This is a genomic window from Luteimonas abyssi (assembly GCF_001482195.1).
Taxonomy (GTDB): Bacteria; Pseudomonadota; Gammaproteobacteria; order Xanthomonadales; family Xanthomonadaceae; genus Luteimonas; species Luteimonas abyssi.
On the sequence record NZ_KQ759763.1, the window covers coordinates 3,294,229 to 3,311,244 of the forward strand.

19 protein-coding genes are annotated in these 17,016 nt (G+C 70.8%); 13 read left to right on the forward strand and 6 right to left on the reverse strand.

All coding sequences use genetic code 11. The features are described 5' to 3' along the window. Positions 1–92: 92 nt before the first annotated feature. Complete coding sequence (aroE, locus tag RG19_RS14235) at positions 93–965, forward strand: shikimate dehydrogenase (protein WP_058835848.1); 873 nt, start codon at positions 93–95, stop codon at positions 963–965. A gap of 3 nt (positions 966–968) precedes the next feature. Beyond that, complete coding sequence (locus tag RG19_RS14240; protein WP_082672690.1) at positions 969–1,244, forward strand: YkgJ family cysteine cluster protein; 276 nt, start codon at positions 969–971, stop codon at positions 1,242–1,244. Positions 1,245–1,280: 36 nt separating this feature from the next. Here RG19_RS14240 and RG19_RS14245 read toward each other — a convergent pair whose 3' ends face one another. Together RG19_RS14245 and RG19_RS14250 are read right to left on the reverse strand one after the other, a co-directional pair. Beyond that, positions 1,281–1,841: a gamma carbonic anhydrase family protein gene (locus tag RG19_RS14245; protein WP_058835850.1), complete on the reverse strand. Its 561-nt coding sequence runs from the start codon at positions 1,839–1,841 to the stop codon at positions 1,281–1,283. Between the two features lie 140 nt (positions 1,842–1,981). Then, a complete protein-coding gene (locus tag RG19_RS14250) occupies positions 1,982–2,608 on the reverse strand; it encodes a DNA-3-methyladenine glycosylase I (protein WP_274377942.1) in 627 nt (208 codons plus the stop codon). Between the two features lie 97 nt (positions 2,609–2,705). Between RG19_RS14250 and xth the strand changes: the two genes are divergently transcribed. After that, positions 2,706–3,476: an exodeoxyribonuclease III gene (gene xth, locus RG19_RS14255; RefSeq protein ID WP_058835851.1), complete on the forward strand. Its 771-nt coding sequence runs from the start codon at positions 2,706–2,708 to the stop codon at positions 3,474–3,476. A 51-nt stretch (positions 3,477–3,527) separates the two neighbouring features. Here the strand turns inward: xth and RG19_RS14260 are convergent, their stop codons facing one another. Beyond that, positions 3,528–4,916: an FAD-binding oxidoreductase gene (locus RG19_RS14260; RefSeq protein ID WP_058835852.1), complete on the reverse strand. Its 1,389-nt coding sequence runs from the start codon at positions 4,914–4,916 to the stop codon at positions 3,528–3,530. A gap of 281 nt (positions 4,917–5,197) precedes the next feature. Here RG19_RS14260 and serA point away from each other — a divergent pair, with 281 nt between their 5' ends. Continuing rightward, entirely contained in the window at positions 5,198–6,439 is a 1,242-nt protein-coding gene (serA, locus tag RG19_RS14265) for a phosphoglycerate dehydrogenase (protein WP_058835853.1), read from the forward strand. 81 nt (positions 6,440–6,520) lie between these two features. On the opposite strand, the gene RG19_RS14270 is transcribed toward serA, so the two are convergent. Both RG19_RS14270 and RG19_RS14275 read right to left on the reverse strand, forming a co-directional pair. Then, positions 6,521–6,790, reverse strand: coding sequence for a GlsB/YeaQ/YmgE family stress response membrane protein (locus tag RG19_RS14270; RefSeq protein ID WP_058835854.1), 270 nt, complete (start codon positions 6,788–6,790; stop codon positions 6,521–6,523). Between the two features lie 117 nt (positions 6,791–6,907). After that, positions 6,908–8,290, reverse strand: a complete 1,383-nt coding sequence (locus RG19_RS14275; protein ID WP_058835855.1) for an AMP-binding protein — start codon at positions 8,288–8,290, stop codon at positions 6,908–6,910. A 136-nt stretch (positions 8,291–8,426) separates the two neighbouring features. Between RG19_RS14275 and RG19_RS14280 the strand changes: the two genes are divergently transcribed. The 9 genes from RG19_RS14280 (at position 8,427) to RG19_RS14320 (ending at position 15,831) form a co-directional block, all read left to right on the forward strand. After that, positions 8,427–9,044: a 4'-phosphopantetheinyl transferase family protein gene (locus tag RG19_RS14280; RefSeq protein ID WP_058835856.1), complete on the forward strand. Its 618-nt coding sequence runs from the start codon at positions 8,427–8,429 to the stop codon at positions 9,042–9,044. A 4-nt stretch (positions 9,045–9,048) separates the two neighbouring features. Then, on the forward strand, positions 9,049–9,696 hold the full coding sequence (rsmG, locus tag RG19_RS14285; protein WP_058835857.1) for a 16S rRNA (guanine(527)-N(7))-methyltransferase RsmG: 648 nt from the start codon (positions 9,049–9,051) through the stop codon (positions 9,694–9,696). 109 nt (positions 9,697–9,805) lie between these two features. Continuing rightward, positions 9,806–10,627 carry a ParA family protein gene (locus RG19_RS14290; protein WP_058835858.1) on the forward strand — a complete coding sequence of 274 codons (822 nt, stop codon included), beginning with the start codon at positions 9,806–9,808 and terminating at the stop codon, positions 10,625–10,627. A 97-nt stretch (positions 10,628–10,724) separates the two neighbouring features. Further along, on the forward strand, positions 10,725–11,642 hold the full coding sequence (locus tag RG19_RS14295) for a ParB/RepB/Spo0J family partition protein (protein WP_058835859.1): 918 nt from the start codon (positions 10,725–10,727) through the stop codon (positions 11,640–11,642). Positions 11,643–12,031: 389 nt separating this feature from the next. After that, a complete protein-coding gene (locus RG19_RS14300; RefSeq protein WP_058835860.1) occupies positions 12,032–13,819 on the forward strand; it encodes a DUF885 domain-containing protein in 1,788 nt (595 codons plus the stop codon). A gap of 23 nt (positions 13,820–13,842) precedes the next feature. After that, positions 13,843–14,265 (forward strand): hypothetical protein, encoded by a 423-nt coding sequence (locus RG19_RS14305; RefSeq protein WP_058835861.1) that lies wholly within the window; start codon positions 13,843–13,845, stop codon positions 14,263–14,265. 256 nt (positions 14,266–14,521) lie between these two features. Next, on the forward strand, positions 14,522–14,758 hold the full coding sequence (rpmB, locus tag RG19_RS14310) for a 50S ribosomal protein L28 (protein WP_058835862.1): 237 nt from the start codon (positions 14,522–14,524) through the stop codon (positions 14,756–14,758). A 12-nt stretch (positions 14,759–14,770) separates the two neighbouring features. Continuing rightward, positions 14,771–14,935 carry a 50S ribosomal protein L33 gene (gene rpmG, locus RG19_RS14315; RefSeq protein ID WP_036137644.1) on the forward strand — a complete coding sequence of 55 codons (165 nt, stop codon included), beginning with the start codon at positions 14,771–14,773 and terminating at the stop codon, positions 14,933–14,935. A gap of 128 nt (positions 14,936–15,063) precedes the next feature. Next, positions 15,064–15,831, forward strand: a complete 768-nt coding sequence (locus RG19_RS14320) for a TSUP family transporter (RefSeq protein WP_058835863.1) — start codon at positions 15,064–15,066, stop codon at positions 15,829–15,831. A 46-nt stretch (positions 15,832–15,877) separates the two neighbouring features. Here the strand turns inward: RG19_RS14320 and RG19_RS14325 are convergent, their stop codons facing one another. Next, positions 15,878–16,783 (reverse strand): LysR substrate-binding domain-containing protein, encoded by a 906-nt coding sequence (locus tag RG19_RS14325; protein ID WP_058835864.1) that lies wholly within the window; start codon positions 16,781–16,783, stop codon positions 15,878–15,880. Between the last annotated feature and the right edge of the window lie 233 nt (positions 16,784–17,016).

Below are 17,016 nucleotides of genomic sequence, written 5' to 3' on the forward strand. Positions count from 1 at the left end.
AGACTCGGCAACACCGCAACCGGTGACGCCGCACCGCGCCACCGGCCGGCGACGGGCCATGGCCCGCCACGCCCCAGGCCCGAGGATCCTCAATGAGCCCTGCCGACGCAGATGCCCACGCCGCACCCGATTACGCCGTTTTCGGCCAGCCGGTCGCCCATTCGCTCTCGCCCGCCATCCACGCCGCATTCGGCCGGCAACAGTCGATCCCGCTGCGCTACACCGCCATCGATGTCGATCCCGATGCGTTCGCGACGAAGCTCGCGCGCTTCGCCGATGGCGGCGGTCGCGGCGCCAACGTCACCCTGCCGCTGAAAGAGGCCGCCGCCGCCCTGTGCGCCAGCCTGGGCGAGAACGCGCAGCGCGCCGGCACCGTCAACACCCTGGTGCGCCGCGTCGACGGCTGGCACGGCGAGAACACCGACGGGCGCGGCCTGGTGCGCGATCTCGACCACCGCGCCGGGCTCGACCTGCGCGCCCGGCGCACGCTGCTGATCGGCGCCGGCGGCGCCGCCCGCGGCGTCGCCCCGGCCCTGCTCGATGCGGGGATCGCCGACCTCTACGTGGTCAACCGCACCGGCGCGCGCGCCGATGCGCTGGCCGATGCGCTGGGCGAACCCGGACGCGTGCATCCGCGTTACCTCGAGGACATCGCCCACCTCGGCGAGTTCGACCTGGTGATCAATGCGACCTCGGCCGCACGCACCAGCGCGGCATTGCCGACGCTGCCGCGCAGCCTGCTGGCGCCGCGGGCGGCGGTGGTCGATCTCAACTACGGCGAGGCCGCGGTGCCGTTCCTGGCGTGGGCGCGCTCGGTCGGTGCGCACGATATCGTCGACGGGCTCGGCATGCTGGTCGAACAGGCCGCGGAGAGCTTCGCGCTCTGGCACGGCGTGCGACCCGACACCGATCCGGTCTACGCGGAGCTGCGCGCGCGCGCAGCGCTCCTGGTCACCGCCGACTGAACGATGGCACCGCCGGACGCTCCTCTCGCCTGCCGCGATGGCTGCGCGGCCTGCTGCATCGCGCCGTCGATCAGCTCGCCGATTCCCGGCATGCCGCAGGGCAAGCCCGCCGGCGTGCCGTGCGTACAGCTCGACGCATCCCTGCGGTGCCGGATCTTCGGTCGTCCCGAGCGGCCGGCGGTATGCACCTCGCTGCGGCCGACGCCGTCGATGTGCCTGACCGGCCGCCACGAGGCGCTGGCCGCACTGCAGGCGCTCGAAGCCGCCACGGCCCCCTGAACCCACCTGTCCGGAACATCGGGCCTGCGGCGCCGCTCATCCCGGGAGGGCGGATGCTCGACCGTCGGCCTGGAGATACTCGTCCTTCAGTCGCACGTAGTGCGCCGCGCTGTAGCGCAGGCCCTCGATCTGCGCATCGGTGAGCATGCGCACCTTGCGCGCCGGATTGCCGACCCACAGCTCGCCGTCGCCCACGACCTTGCCCGGCGGCACCAGTGCGCCGGCGCCGATCATGGCGTGGCGCCCGATGCGCGCGCCGTCGAGCACGATCGCACCCATGCCGATCAGCGCGGCGTCGCCGACGGTGCAGGCGTGCAGGATCGCCTTGTGGCCGACGGTCACGTCCTCGCCGATGATCGTGGCGAAGCCGCCGAGCTTCGCGTGCGGTCCGTCGTGACTGACGTGGATGACGGTGCCGTCCTGCACGCTGGTGCGCGCCCCGATCCGCACCACGTTCACGTCGCCCCGAATCACCGTGGCCGGCCACACGGACACGTCGTCGCCCAGCGCGACATCGCCGATGACGGTGGCGGCGGGATCGACATAGACACGCGCGCCCAGGACGGGACGGCGGTCGCGGTAGGGGCGGATGTGCATGGGCGGTCACGACGGCTCGGAGAAGACGACAGCTTAAGGCACGCACCGTCGCGGCCTTCGGCAGCGACCTGTCGACGCGGGATGCGGGCCGAGCGCGGCATGCGCGGCGGCGCGCATGCCCGGGTGCCGTGGCGCAGCGCTCAGCCCGTGCGCACCTGTTCGCGGCGATAGCAGCCGGTCACGTGGTCATTGACCATGCCGACCGCCTGCATCCACGCGTAGACGATGGTCGGCCCGACGAACTTGAATCCGCGTCGTTTCAGGTCCTTGGAAATGTCCGCCGACAACGGCGTACTCGCCGGGACCGTGTGCCCGTCGCCCGGCAGCGGCACGCCGTCGATGTACCCCCAACAGAGATCGGCGAAGGATTCTCCCCGGTCGGCCATCGCCTGATAGACCCGTGCGCCGGCGATCGTGGCCTCGATCTTCGCGCGCGAACGCACGATGCCCGCATCGCCGAGCAGGCGCTGCACGTCGGCCTCGCCGAAGGCCGCCACGCGCGCGGGATCGAACCCCGCGAACGCGACCCGGAACGCCTCGCGCTTGCGCAGGATGGTGATCCAGGCCAGGCCGGCCTGGAAGCCTTCGAGCATCAGCATCTCCCACAGCATGCGGCTGTCGCGCTGGGGCACGCCCCACTCGTGGTCGTGGTACGCGCGCATCTGCGCATCGTCGCCGGCCCAGCCACACCGGGGCTTGTCGTCCATCGCCATCGCACTCGCGTTCGCCGGACCGGAGCGGCCCGGCGCCAGCATCGCATTGCGCACGGCGCGAAGGAATCGTCCCCGTTCTTTCACACCCTCGGTGGCCGGCGGCGGGTGCGCCGCCTCTACACTATGCGGCGAACTCCGAGGATTCCGCGCCATGAAGATCGCCAGCTGGAACGTCAATTCGCTCAACGTGCGCCTGCCGCACCTGCTGCAATGGCTGGGCGATGCGACGCCGGACATCGTCGGCATCCAGGAGACCAAACTGGAGGATCCGAAGTTTCCGCGCGAAGCGCTGGAGGCGGCCGGTTACGCCAGCGTCTTCCAGGGCCAGAAGACCTACAACGGCGTCGCCCTGCTCAGCCGCGCCGGTGCGCTGGCCGATGTGCAGATGGGCATTCCCGGTTTCGAGGACGAGCAGCGCCGGGTGATCGCGGCCACCGTCGGCGATCTGCGGGTGATCAACCTGTACGTGGTCAACGGCCAGGACGTGGGCACCGAGAAGTACGCCTACAAGCTGCGCTGGCTGGAGGCCGTGCGTGCATGGATCGCAGCCGAACTGCAGGCGCACCCGAAGCTGGTGGTGTTGGGCGATTTCAACATCGCGCCGGATGCGCGCGACGTGCATGATCCCGAGGTCTGGAACGACGCCCACATCCTCACCTCCACCGCCGAGCGCGACGCGTTGCGCGACCTGCTCGCGCTCGGCCTGCACGATGGCTTCCGCCTGCACAGCGATGCCGCCGGCGTCTTCAGCTGGTGGGACTATCGCCAGGCCGGCTTCCGCCGCGACCTCGGCCTGCGCATCGACCTGACCCTGGTCTCGGACGCCCTGAAGGCGAGCGCTTCGGCATCGGGCATCGACCGCGAGCCGCGTACCTGGGAGCGCCCGAGCGACCATGCGCCGGCCTGGGTGCAGTTGGGCTGAGTAGGCGCCCCGTCCGAATCCGAGCGCCGCGTCGGCGGCGCGGCACCGGGGTCAATCGAATACCTTGCCCGGATTGAGGATCCCCGCCGGGTCGAACGCCGTGCGGATCCCGCGCATCAGCGCGATCTCGGCCGCGCTGCGGGTGCTGTCGAGATAGGGCTTCTTGACCAGGCCGATGCCGTGCTCGGCGGAGATGCTGCCGCCATGCTCGCGCAGCAACCCGGCCAGCAGCTCGGTGACGTGCGCGCACTGGCGCATGAACGTGTCGTCGTCGAGCCCGTCCGGCTGCAGCACGTTGATATGCAGATTGCCGTCGCCGATGTGGCCGAACCAGACCACCTCGAAATCCGGATACGCCTCGCCCAGCAACGCCTGCGCGGCGGCGAGGAATGCGGGCATCGCGCCGATGCGCACCGAGACGTCGTTCTTGTAGGGCCGGTAGCGCGCCACCGCCTCGGTGATGCCTTCGCGCAGCCGCCACAGTTGCTCGGACTGCGCCTGCGATTGCGCGATCACGCCATCGACGATCCAGCCGGCTTCGGCGCACTGCTCGAACGCCGCCAGTCCCGCGGCCTGCTGCGCCTCGTCGACCGCATCGAACTCGACCACCACGTAGTAGGGATGCCGGATATCGAACGGATCGGTGCCGCCGTGGGCGACCACGTGTGCCAGCCCGAGGTCGGTCAGGAACTCGAAGGCCTGCAGCCGCAACCGCGCGCGGAACGCATCGAACACCTGCATCAACACCTCGAACGAGGGCAGCGCCAGCAGCATCGTCTGCGCCGGCGGCGGCGGATCGGTCAGCCGCAGCACCGCCTCGACCACGATGCCCAGCGTCCCCTCGGCGCCGATGGCGAGGTGGCGCAGGTCGTAGCCGCTCGAGTTCTTGACCAGCGCGCGTCCCGCCTCGATGCGCTCGCCGGTCCCGGTCACCAGGGTCAGGCCGGCGATCCACTCGCGCGTGTTGCCGTAGCGGATCACCCGGATGCCGCCGGCATTGGTGGCGATGTTGCCGCCGATCGAGCACGAGCCGCGCGCGCCGAAATCCACCGGGTACACCAGCCCGTGCGCGGCCGCCGCCTCGTGCACCGCCTGCAGGGCGATGCCGGGCTGCACGGTCAGCGTGCGGTCGACCGGGTCGAAGCCGAGCACGCGGTTCATCCGCTCCAGGCTGACCACCAGCTCGCCGTTCGCCGCGACCGCCCCGCCCGACAACCCGGTGCGGCCGCCCGACGGCACCAGCGCCACCCGGGCCTCGTGTGCCCAGCGCACCACGGCCTGTACCTGCGCGATGTCCTCCGGCCACGCGATCGCCAGCGGCGCCGGCGTCCAGCGCCGGGTCCAGTCGCGCCCGTAGTGCTCCAGGTCGCCCGGTTCGGCGGACAGTCGCAGGCCGGGCACGGCCTGGCGCAGGGAATCGAGACGCGGATCGGTGGTCATGCGGGCGGCTGTCGGGCGGGGGCGCTCAGGCTGCCAGCGTCGCCCGCAGCCGTCCACCGGCAACGCGCGAAGCGGCTGGCCGAGCGGCAGACGTCCGCGCCGCCTGCTGCGCCGGTCGAACGCCCGTCGGCACGGCGACACGCCATCCCGCCGCCGTGCGCGTCGCCTCGCGAATCGGCGCACCGGCCGTGCGGCCGCTGCCACCGCCCAGGGTGCGTGTTGCAGCGCAACCAGCGCGCGCGTACCGTGCGGAAGCTCATCCCCGCACGCCGCCCCTACCGATGTCGGACCGCAAGACCTCCTTTCCCCGTCAGGACATCCGTGTGCTGCTGCTCGAGGGCGTCAGCCCGACCGCGGTCGAGGCGTTCCGCGATGCCGGCTACACCCAGATCGAACTGCACGACAAGTCGCTGCCGGACGACGCGCTCAAACACGCCATCGCCGAGGCGCACCTCGTCGGGATCCGCTCGCGCACCCAGCTCACCGCCGACGTGCTGCGACACGCGCGCAAACTGATCTCGGTGGGCTGTTTCTGCATCGGCACCAACCAGGTCGACACCGAGGCCGCGGAGCTGGCCGGCATCCCGGTGTTCAATGCGCCGTATTCCAACACCCGCAGCGTGGCCGAGCTGGTGATCGCCGAAGCCATCCTGCTGATGCGCGGCGTGCCCAGGAAGAACGCCGAATGCCATCGCGGCGGCTGGTCGAAGAGTGCCGAAGGCAGCCACGAGGTCCGCGGCAAGACACTGGGCATCGTCGGCTACGGCCACATCGGCACCCAGGTCGGCGTGCTCGCCGAATCGCTGGGCATGCAGGTGATCTTCCACGACATCGACACCAAGCTCGCGCTGGGCAACGCGCGCGCCGCGGCGGGCCTGGACGACCTGCTGGCACGCAGCGACGCGGTCACCCTGCACGTCCCGGAAACCGCCGGCACGCAGGGCATGATCGGCGCGGCGCAACTCGCCGCGATGCGCCCGGGCGCGCACCTGCTCAACGCATCGCGCGGCACCGTGGTCGATATCGACGCATTGGCCGATGCGCTGCGTTCCGGGCACATCGCCGGCGCGGCGGTCGACGTGTTTCCCGTCGAGCCCAAGGGCAAGGACGAGGTCTTCGAATCGCCGCTTCGCGGCCTCGACAACGTCATCCTGACGCCGCACGTGGGCGGCAGCACGCTGGAGGCGCAGGACAACATCGGCATCGAGGTCGCCGCCAAGCTGATCCGCTACAGCGACAACGGGTCGACCCTGTCGGCGGTGAACTTCCCCGAGGTCGCCCTGCCCGGCCACGAAGGCTCGCGCCGGCTGTTGCACATCCACCGCAACGTCCCCGGCGTGCTGTCGCAGGCCAACGACATCTTCCGCGACCACGGCATCAACATCGACGGCCAGTACCTGCGCACCGACAGCCAGGTCGGCTACGTGGTCATCGACGTCAGCGCCGACGAGGCCCAGGCCGCCGAGCTGCGCACCGCGCTGGCGGCGATCCCGGGCACGCTGCGCACACGGGTGCTGTACTGAGCGAGACGCAAACGCCGACGCATCCGACGAAAAAGGCCCGGCGATGCCGGGCCTTCGTCTTCGTGACCTCGGAAGGGCGCCTCAGCGCACGCGTCCGCGGCGGAACAGGTTCACGATCGCCAGCAGGATGATCGCGCCGATCAGCGACACGACGACGCTCATGACCGTGATCGCACCGCTGTTGATCGAGGGTGCGCCGAGCAGCGGACCGATCAACAGCCCGCCGATGAACGCCCCGACGATGCCGACCACCACGTTGAGCACGATGCCCTGCTGCGCATCCGTCCGCATGACCAGGCTGGCCAGCCAGCCCACGATGCCGCCCACGATCAACCAGATGATGATGCCCATGATTGCGCCCTCCTCCTCGTTGCGCGGCCGGCGACCATTGGCGGCCCCCGGTTCGGCGCGAGTCTGCGCGGCGTCCGGTGACGGCCATGTCAGCGCAGAACGCGCCGGGAACGGCGCTCAGTCGCCGCGCAGGAGCGCCAGCAACGCCTGTCGGGGCAGCTTCCCGGTCTCGTTGCGCGGCAACGCATCCACCCGCCGCAGCCGGCGCGGCAGGAACACCGGGTCCAGGCTCGACCGCAGCGCCGCCAGGATCGCCGTTTCGTCCTGATCCGGCGCCACCACCACCGCCGCGATCCGGCGGATCCCGCGACCGTCGGCCTCGTCGAGCTGCAGCACTGCGCCGTCGGTCACCCCGGGCACCGCGAGCAGGCGCCGGGTGAGATCGCCCAGCGAGGCCCGCTTGCCGGCGATCTCCAGCATGTCGGCATGGCGGCCGCGCAGCACGAACCGGCCGTCCGCGCACAACTCGACCAGATCGGCCAGCACAACGGGGGTTTCCAGGTGCGCGGCCTCCACGGCAGTGCCGTCGGGCTGCGGCTGCAGGCGGACGCCGGGCAATGGGGTCCACGCTGTTTCGATGGCGGTCCGGCGGTGGGCGATGATGCAGGTCTCGGTGGAACCGAAGACTTCGCGCACCTCGCAATCGAAACGCGCTTCCGCCTCGCGCGCCATGCCATCGTCGAGCGGCGCGGTCGCGCTGACGATGGCCGCCAGCGGCGGCAGCGCCACGCCCGCGTCGAGCAGCGCGCGCAGATGCACCGGCGTGGTCACCAGCACGCGCGCGCCTTCCACCGACGCCAGGGCGGCGACCACATCGTCCGGGAAAAAGGGCCGGCCGCGATGCACCGCGACGTGCCCCAGCAGGGGCAGCAGGACCGACATCTCCATGCCGTACATGTGCTGCGGCGGCACCGTCGCGACGACCACGGACGCGCGCCCGTCGACGGGCAACGGCAGCGCCGCACGGTTCTGCAGGGCGCCGAGGCGGAAATCCTGCCAGCGTTTGGCATTGGCCTTGGGCACGCCGGTGCTGCCCGAGGTGTAGCCGATCGCGACGATGTGGTCGTCGTGGATCAGCGGCGTGGCGCCCGGCGCCTGCGGCAGTTCGGCCGGCACCCGCACGAAATGCGGCAGCGGTGCGAGCGGGTCGCAATCGCAGGGATCGGCATCGCCCAGGCAGTAGCTGTCGGGATGATGCGCGCGGACGTCCTCGATCGCCCCGCGCGTGCGCGACGGCGGCAGCAGTGTGGTCTGGCCGCGCGCGGCCACCGCGCAGAACGCCACCAGGAACCGGTACCGGTCCTCGCACAGATTCACCGCGTACGGCCGGTCCGGCAGCTGCGCGGCGAGCCCGCGCACCTCGGCGAGAAAGCGCGCCAGCGGCACGGCCTCGCCGCCGAGCAGGGCGACCGTGCGCTCGGGCGCGCCGGATGCGACCGGCGTGGTGTTGGACACCGTTCGCACGGCGCCGGAAATCGGACTGTCGAAAATGGCTGACATGCAGATGACGACGGGCGTCGGCTCCCTCCAGGCGACGGCGGGGGGCCACGGAACACGACCGGGCCTCGCCGCGATAGCTTACGCTGCGCGCGTGATGCAGACGCGAGCGACACGGCCGGAGCCTGTCCCGGACGCCATGAACGACACCCTGCCGGCCGGTGCGCTGCACCTGCCGGGGCTGGCCTGCGCCTGGCGCGGCTACGTCCGCGGCATGCCCGCCGAGCCGCTGGTGACGGACTGGCTGGAGACCCACCTGCCCCCCGCGGCGCCGGCGCTGTATCGCGATCCCTACGGCCGGCCACGCTGGCCGGACGGATTCGCGCACGATGTGAGCTGGAGCCACAGCGGCGGCGGCCTGTTGATGGCGCTGGGGACAGGGGTCCGGCTGGGCTGCGATCTCGAATGGCTGCGCCCGCGGCCGCGGACCCAGGAGCTCGCCCGCCGCTTCTTCCACCCGCGCGAGGCCGACCGGCTGGATCGCCTGCCGGACGCCGAACGCGAGCACGCCTTCGTGCGCCTGTGGTGCGCGAAGGAGGCGGTGCTGAAAGCCCACGGCCGGGGCCTGGCGTTCGGCCTGCACCTGCTGGAGTTCGCGCCGGACGCGCACGGCGGCCTGGCGCTGATCGACTGCGACCCCGCCCTCGGCCGCCCCGCCGACTGGACCCTGCATGCCTTCGCCCCCGCGCCGGGGTATCTCGCCACCCTCGCCTGGTCGCCACGCCCGGGGCCCACGACCGGCAGCGGCCTAGAATAGGCCCATGTCCCGACTCGACACGCCCCACGCCGCCCGCCTGACGGCCGGCCTCGACGCGCTCGCGCTCACGCCGGATCTGGCCGCGCCGCTGCTCGCCTATCTCGACCTGCTGCAACGCTGGAACCGCACCTACAACCTCACCGCGATCCGCGAGCCGGACGCGATGGTCACCCTGCATCTGCTCGATTCGCTGGCGATGGCGCCGTATGTGGCGGGCGTGCATCGCCTGGCCGATCTGGGCACCGGCCCCGGCCTGCCCGGCATCCCGTTGGCGATCGCGCACCCGGGGCTGGAGGTTGCCCTAGTCGAATCCAACGGCAAGAAGGCGCGCTTCCTGCGCGAGGCCGTTCGCCAGTTGGCGCTGCCCAACGCCCGGGTGATCGAGGCGCGCGCGGAAGCGGCGACGCCGTCGGGCGGCTTCGACGCGATCACGGCGCGCGCCCTGGCCACGCTGCCCGACATCCTCGCCGTCGGCGGCCACCTGCTGGCGCCGGGCGGTCGGCTGCTGGCGATGAAGGGCGCCCGGCCCGACGACGAGATCGCCGCATTGCCGGCCGGCTGGGCCGTGCACGACGTGATCGCCCTGCAGGTGCCCGGCCTCGACGCCGAGCGCCACCTGGTCCGGATCGGCCGTCGGGCCGACACGGACTGATCCGGCCGTCACACGGCCGGGCCTGTCCCGCCGGCCCGGGTCCGGCATAATCCCCGGTCCGGCCCGCCCGCGTGCGCCAGCCGTCCATCCGTTTCGAGGTCCCGCAGCCATGGCCCGCATCATCGCGATCGCCAACCAGAAGGGCGGCGTCGGCAAGACGACGACGTCGGTCAACCTGGCCGCCGCGCTGGCGGACACCGGCAAACGCGTGCTGCTGGTCGATCTCGACGCGCAGGGCAATGCGACCATGGGCAGCGGCATCGACAAGCGCGATCTGCACGCGTCCACCTGTGATGTATTGCTCGAGGAGCTGCTGGCCGAAGACGCGCTGATGGAGACGGCCGAAGGCTTCGATCTGCTGCCGTCCAACACCGACCTCACCGCGGCCGAAGTGGAGCTGATGGATGTCGACGGCCGCGAGCAGCGGCTCAAGCGCGTGCTGGAACCGCTGCTGCCGCGTTACGACTTCATCCTGATCGACTGCCCGCCGTCGCTGTCGCTGCTCACGCTCAATGCGTTGACGGTGTCCGATTCGGTGCTGGTGCCGATGCAGTGCGAGTACTACGCGCTGGAGGGGATCAGCTCGCTGCTGGAGACCATCGACGCGCTGAAGGCCCGGTTGAACCCGACGCTGGAGATCGAGGGCGTGCTGCGCACCATGTACGACGTGCGCAACAACCTCACCAATGCGGTGTCCGCCGAGCTCGACCAGCACTTCGGCGACAAGATGTTCCGCACCGTGGTCCCGCGCAACATCCGCCTGGCCGAGGCGCCCAGCCACGGCCAGAGCATCATCGGCTACGACCGCGCCTCGCGCGGTGCGGTGGCCTACCTGGGCCTGGCCGGCGAGATCCTGCGCCGCCAGCGCGAACGCGAGCAGCCCGCCGCGCCGGTGCTCAAGGCGCCCGTGGCGCTGGTGCAGGAGGGTTGAGCATGCGCCCCCGCTCCGCCCCCGCATGCATCGACGTTCGGCCCGACCGGCCGCCGCACCCGCGGCGGACCCCGCATGCCCCCACGGAGGACGTGGCATGACCGCCGCGAAAACGAACAAACCCGCCGCCAAGAAGGGCACGCTGGGCCGTGGCCTGAACGCCTTGCTCGGCCCGCAAGGTGCGGCATCCGCGCCTGCGCTTGAGGCCGTGCCCGGCGACACGCTGCAGCGTCTGCCCGTCGACGCGCTCTCGCCCGGCAAGTACCAGCCGCGGCGCACGATGAGCGAGGACAAGCTCGACGAGCTCGCCGAATCGATCAAGGCGCAGGGCGTGATCCAGCCGATCGTGGTGCGCGATCTGGGCGGGCGGCGCTTCGAGATCATCGCCGGCGAGCGCCGCTGGCGTGCCTCGCAACGCGCCGGCCTGGCCGAAGTGCCGGTGGTGGTGCGCGAGGTCGACGACCGCACCGTGGTCGCGATGGCGCTGATCGAGAACATCCAGCGCGAAGACCTCAACCCGCTGGAGGAAGCGCAGGCGCTGCAGCGGCTGATCGACGAATTCATGCTCACCCACGCCCAGGCCGCGGCTGCGGTGGGTCGTTCGCGCGCGGCGGTCTCCAACCTGCTGCGGCTGCTGGAGCTGCCCACTGCGATCCGCAAGCTGGTCGAATCGCGCCAGCTGGAGATGGGCCACGCGCGCGCATTGCTGACACTGTCGCCGGAGCTGGCGAGCAAGCTGGCCGCCGAAGCGGTGGAGCATGGCTGGTCGGTGCGCGAGGTCGAACACCGCGCGCAGCAGTTCGCCGAGGGCCGCATTCCGTCGCGCAAGGCCAAGCCGGGCACCAAGGCGCGCCCGCAGCCGGCCGACATCGTCGCGCTGGAGAACGAGTTGTCCGCATCGCTCGGCGCCAAGGTCGCCATCGCCCACGGCCGTGGCAACAAGGGTCGGGTGGTGATCCACTACACCGACCTGGACACGCTCGACGGCCTGCTGGAGCGCCTGCGCTCCCGATAATTCGTCCGGCCCGAAGCGGCCGCCTCTCGGGCGCCACCGCCTTTATCGAGATCGATCCCGCACGGCACCATCGCTCCTCTCCCGTCCGCGGAAGAGGGGTTGGGGTGAGGGGACGACGCGGCCGTCGCCTGGAAAGCGCCCTCATCCGCCCTTCGGGCCCCTTCTCCCGCACGCGGGAGAAGGGAACACGTCATTGGTTCGGGTGGGTGAGGGCACGCGGCCGCTGCCTGAAAGAGCGCCCTCATCCGCCCCTCCGGGGCCTCTTCTCCCGCATGCGGGAGAAGGGAATCGATCGCGGCATGTTCGGGGAGCCACCACGACTTCCGACCCCTGCGTCGCCGCACCCGGGATGCGATCATCGAAGGTTGTCGCATAGCCCGGATGTCGCCATGAAGTCGCTGTTGCTGCCCGCCGTGATCGCCGCCCTGCTCGTCCTGCCCGTGACCCAGGCCGCACCCCGGCCGCAGGCCGACGCGATACCCCCCGCCAGCGCATTCCAGGCCACCCCCGACAGTCGTTTCGAAGCGATCTACACCGAAGAGTGGGCGTGGCGCCAGGCACAATTCGGGCGCGGCGACGATGAAGACGACACCGCGCGCGGTCTGCCCGACGTCGGTGCCGAAGCGCAGGCCGCGCGCCTGGCGCGCTGGGAGCAAGTGCTCGCACAGCTCGACGCACTCGACCCCGATGCACTCTCGGCCGAACACCGGGTCAACTACGCCGTCTATCGCGCCCAGGTCGAGAATCTCGCCGATGGCGTACGCCAGCGCACCTACGAGATGCCGTTCAATTCCGACAGCTCATTCTGGTCCGGACTGTCGTTCATGACCCGGCGCGCGTTCGACGATGCCGACGACTACACCCGTTACATCGCACGCCTGGCCGACGTGCCGCGTCATTTCGACCAGCAGATCGACAACATGCGCGCCGGCCTCGCTCGCGGCTTCAGCGTGCCGCGCGCGGTGCTCGACGGCCGCGACGTGTCGATCGCTGCGGTGGCCGATCTCGACGACGCCGAGCAGTCGACGTTCTGGACGCCGTTCGCGCGCATGCCGGCGTCGATCCCGGCGGCGGAACAGGCCCGGCTGCGCGACGCCGGACGGGCGGCGATCGCCGACGCCGTGATCCCGGCCTTCGGCACCCTGCTCGCGTTCTTCCGCGACGAATACGTGCCGCAGGCGCGCACCACCCTCGCCGCCGAGGCGATGCCCGGCGGCGAGGCGTTCTATCGCCAGCAGATCCGCGAGTTCACCACCCTCGACCTGACCCCGCAGCAGATCCACGACATCGGCCTGGGCGAAGTCGCGCGCATTCGCGCCGAGATGCAGGCGATCATCGACGAATTGGACTTCGACGGCGATTTCGACGCCTTCGTCGCGTTCCTGCGCACCGATCCGCAGTTCTACGCGAAGACGCCCGAGGAACTCCTGCACCGCGCGGCCTGGATCTCCAAGCGCGTGGACGCGGTGATCGGGCGTTACTTCGACCCGCTGCCGCGCGGGCGCTTCACCATCATCCCGGTGCCCGACGACATCGCCCCGTTCTGGACCGCCGGCCGCGGCGGCCTGGGCACCTACTGGGTCAACACCTACGACCTGCCCTCGCGTCCGCTGTACAACCTGCCCGCGCTCACCCTGCACGAATCCGACCCCGGCCATGCCTTCCAGGCCGCGCTGGCGCGCGAACAGGGCGAGCAGCCGGAGTTCCGCCGCAACAGCTACATCTCCGCCTACGGCGAGGGCTGGGGACTCTACGTGGAGAAGCTGGGCGACGAGATGGGCATCTACGAGACGCCCTACGAGCACTTCGGTCGCCTGACCTACGAGATGTGGCGCGCCGCGCGCCTGGTCATCGACACCGGCGTGCACCACAAGAACTGGACCCGCGACCAGGCGCTGGCCTTCCTGCGCGACAACACCGCGCTGTCCGAGCACGAGGTCACCACCGAGGTCGACCGCTACATCTCCTGGCCGGCGCAGGCGCTGAGCTACAAGCTGGGCGAGCTGGCGATCGTGCGCCTGCGCAGCGAGGCCGAGGCGGCGCTGGGCGAGCGCTTCGACATCCGTGCTTTCCACCACGCCGTGCTCAGCGAGGGCTCGGTGCCGCTGCCGGTGCTCGACACCCGGATCCGCGCGTTCATCGCCGACGCCGCCGCACAGGCCGACAGCGGGGGCTGACCGGGGTGATCGGGCTCTGGGCGATGCGTGAATTCGGTCTCCCCGGCATCGCCGTGATGGTGGCGCATCTGATTGCGATGGTCGCGCTGGGGCTGGATGTCGACCGCTGCCGGCGGATCGCCAACGGCCGCCCGCCGCACGCCGGTCCACTGGGGCTGCTCACCCCCGGCCAGGGCCTCCTCGGACTGCTGGCGCTGGCCCCGGTGGTGGCTGCGCTGGTCTGGCATGCGGTGCGCCATTCGTCCCGCGGCAGGAGCGAGCTGTACGTGTGGCATGCGGCGATCGCGCTGTCGATCATCGGCATGCTGCTGACCGGATTCGTGCTGTACCGCCTGCTGCCGGTGCCGACCGATGCAGCCGCCGCCTACCGTCGGCTTTACCTGTCGGGCCTGCCGCTGGCCGCCTTGGTGGTGCTGCTGTTCTGGGCGCCGGGCCCGGCGGGCTGATTCCCGCGGTGGCAGGCCGCCACCGGCTGACCCCGGCCGTGACTTGCCCGGATGGACGCACCCGGGCATAATGCCCGGCTCGCTATGTCCGGCCACCGCTCGCGGTGCCGGCGCGACCTCACGGGAATGCAGGCCCGACCGGTCGTCGATGGCGAACTCCGAACCCGTCTTGCGTGGACCTTCGCCTTCCGGCACCGGTCCGGGGCCGCCGTCTCCCAGGCTATGGGCGACACCGACATCACCATCGAGGTGCGTTATGTCCCGAGTTTGCCAAGTCACCGGCAAGCGTACGACGACCGGCAACAACGTCTCGCACGCAATGAACAAGACCCGCCGCCGTTTCATGCCCAACCTGCACGAGCGCCGGTTCTGGGTGGCCAGCGAGAACCGCTGGGTGAAGCTGCGCGTTTCCGCCAAGGCCCTGCGCACCATCGACAAGAACGGTATCGATACCGTGCTCGCCGAGCTTCGTGCCCGCGGCGAGAAGATCTGAGGAGACTGACCCATGGCTTCCAAGCGCGACAAGATCCGTCTGATCTCCTCGGCCGGTACCGGCCACTTCTACACCACCGACAAGAACAAGAAGAACACCCCCGGCAAGATGGAGATCAAGAAGTACGATCCCGTCGTCCGCAAGCACGTGCCGTACAAGGAAGGCAAGATCAAGTGATCTGCCGGTCGTCATCCGCGCGGTCCGCGGATGTCGCACCTGTACGGACGAAAGGCCCGTCGCATGACGGGCCTTTTTCGTTTCCGGATGCCGCTCGCCGGATCGCACGCCCGGGAAACCGTTAGCGCATGGAGTGGCTGGTCGTCTCGCTGGCGTCGCTGCTGGCCGGCTTCGTCGACGCCATCGTCGGCGGCGGCGGCCTGGTACTGGTGCCGGCGCTGTTCGCGGCGTATCCGACCGCCTCGCCCGCCACCCTGCTGGGCACCAACAAGAGCGGCGCGATCTGGGGCACCGCATTTTCCGCCTGGCGCTACTCGCACCGGGTCGCGTTCGACCCCGGCCTGCTGCTGCCCGCGGTGGCGGCCGCATTCGTCGGCGCACTCCTGGGCGCGTGGCTGCTGACCGAGGTCTCGCCGGATCTGTTGCGCAAGGGGTTGCCCTTCGTCCTGCTGGCGGTGCTGATCTACACGCTGTCGCGCAAGGATCTGGGCGCCGAGCACCGGCCGCTGGCCGACCGTCGTCGCGCACGGCTGCTCGGCTGCGCCATCGGCCTGTTGGTCGGGATCTACGACGGCTTCTTCGGACCCGGCACGGGCAGCTTCTTCGTCTTCGCCCTCGTTCGCTTGCTGGGCTACGACTTCCTCAGCGCCTCGGCCAATGCCAAGGTGCTCAACTTCGCGACCAACCTGGCGACGATCCTGCTGCTCGGCCTCGCCGGGCACGTGTGGTGGCACCTCACCGTGCTGCTCGGCGCGACCAGCGTTCTCGGCAGCCTGCTCGGCACCCACATGGCGCTGCGCTACGGCGCCGGCTTCGTGCGCTGGATCTTCGTGGCGGTGGTGTCGCTGCTGATCCTGCGCAGCGCCTACGACGCGTTTCCGGGCGGCGCGGGCTGAGCCGCGGCGACAGGACCGGCGAACCTCCCGTCCACCCGGCGGCCGGCTATCCGCGCAAGGTCCGGCATGCGTCGGCGACGTCCTCCGCCAGCCGCTCGCCGAGGCGATCGAGTCCGCCGCGCCGCACCAGCATCGCCTGATAGTCGCCGAGCGCGGGCAACACATCGGACCCCAGTCGCCGTAGCGGCGGACGCACCAGGCTGGCCGGAAACGGCGCGACCGCCAGATCCGCCTGCATGGCGGCCTCCTGCCCGACGCAGTGCTCACAGGTGTAGGCGACCCGGTACGTCACGCCGGCACGGTCGAGGATATCGAGCGCGCGCTGACGCCAGACGCAGCCATGCTCGGCCAACGCCAGTGGCAGCGGTGTCCGTGCGACTGCCGCGCCACCGTCCAGCCCCGCCCAGACCAGTGGCTCGCTGTGCACCACCTCGCCTCGCGAGGACGGCCCCTCCGGACCGACCGTCACCAGGGCCAGATCCAGCACGCCGGCATCCACGCGTCGCAACAGTTCGCGGGTGCCGGCGATCGCCACGTCCACCTGCACCAGCGGATGGACCCGCGCGAAGCGGGCGAGCACCCCGGGCAGGATCCGATTGCCGATATCGTCGGTCGCCCCCAGGCCGACCCGACCCTGCAGGCCGGGTGCACGGAACCCCGCCAGCACCTCCTCGTGGGCGCGCAGCAGGCGACGCGCATCGGCCAGCAGCCGCTCGCCGTCGGCGGTCAGTGCGGCGCGGCGGCGACTGCGTTCGAACAGCCGCCGCTCGAGAAGCGCCTCCAGGCGCTTGATCTGCATGCTCACCGCCGACGGCGTGCGGAAGGTCTGGCCCGCAGCCCGGCTGAAGCTGCCGCTCTCGGCGATCGCCACGAAGGTGCGCAGCAGCTCGGGGTCGAGCAGTGCGCTCTCGCGCGCCGCCTGTGCCACGGGCATGACCGGCTTGAACGGCATGATGTCGCTCGCTTCGAATGATCAATTTCTTTGAATCTTATCGGAATAATTTTTCGTTTGATTGAATCGTTCCTGGATTCCAGGCTGGTCCGCAGCGGCACCTGCAGCCGCGCCCACCCCAGGAGCCCTCCGGTGCCCACTCTCCCGACCACCCCCCGCCCGACCGCTCCCCGCCCGGGCGCGATCCGGCTGCGCGAGCCCTATCTTCCGACGATGCCGCCACTCGCACTGCT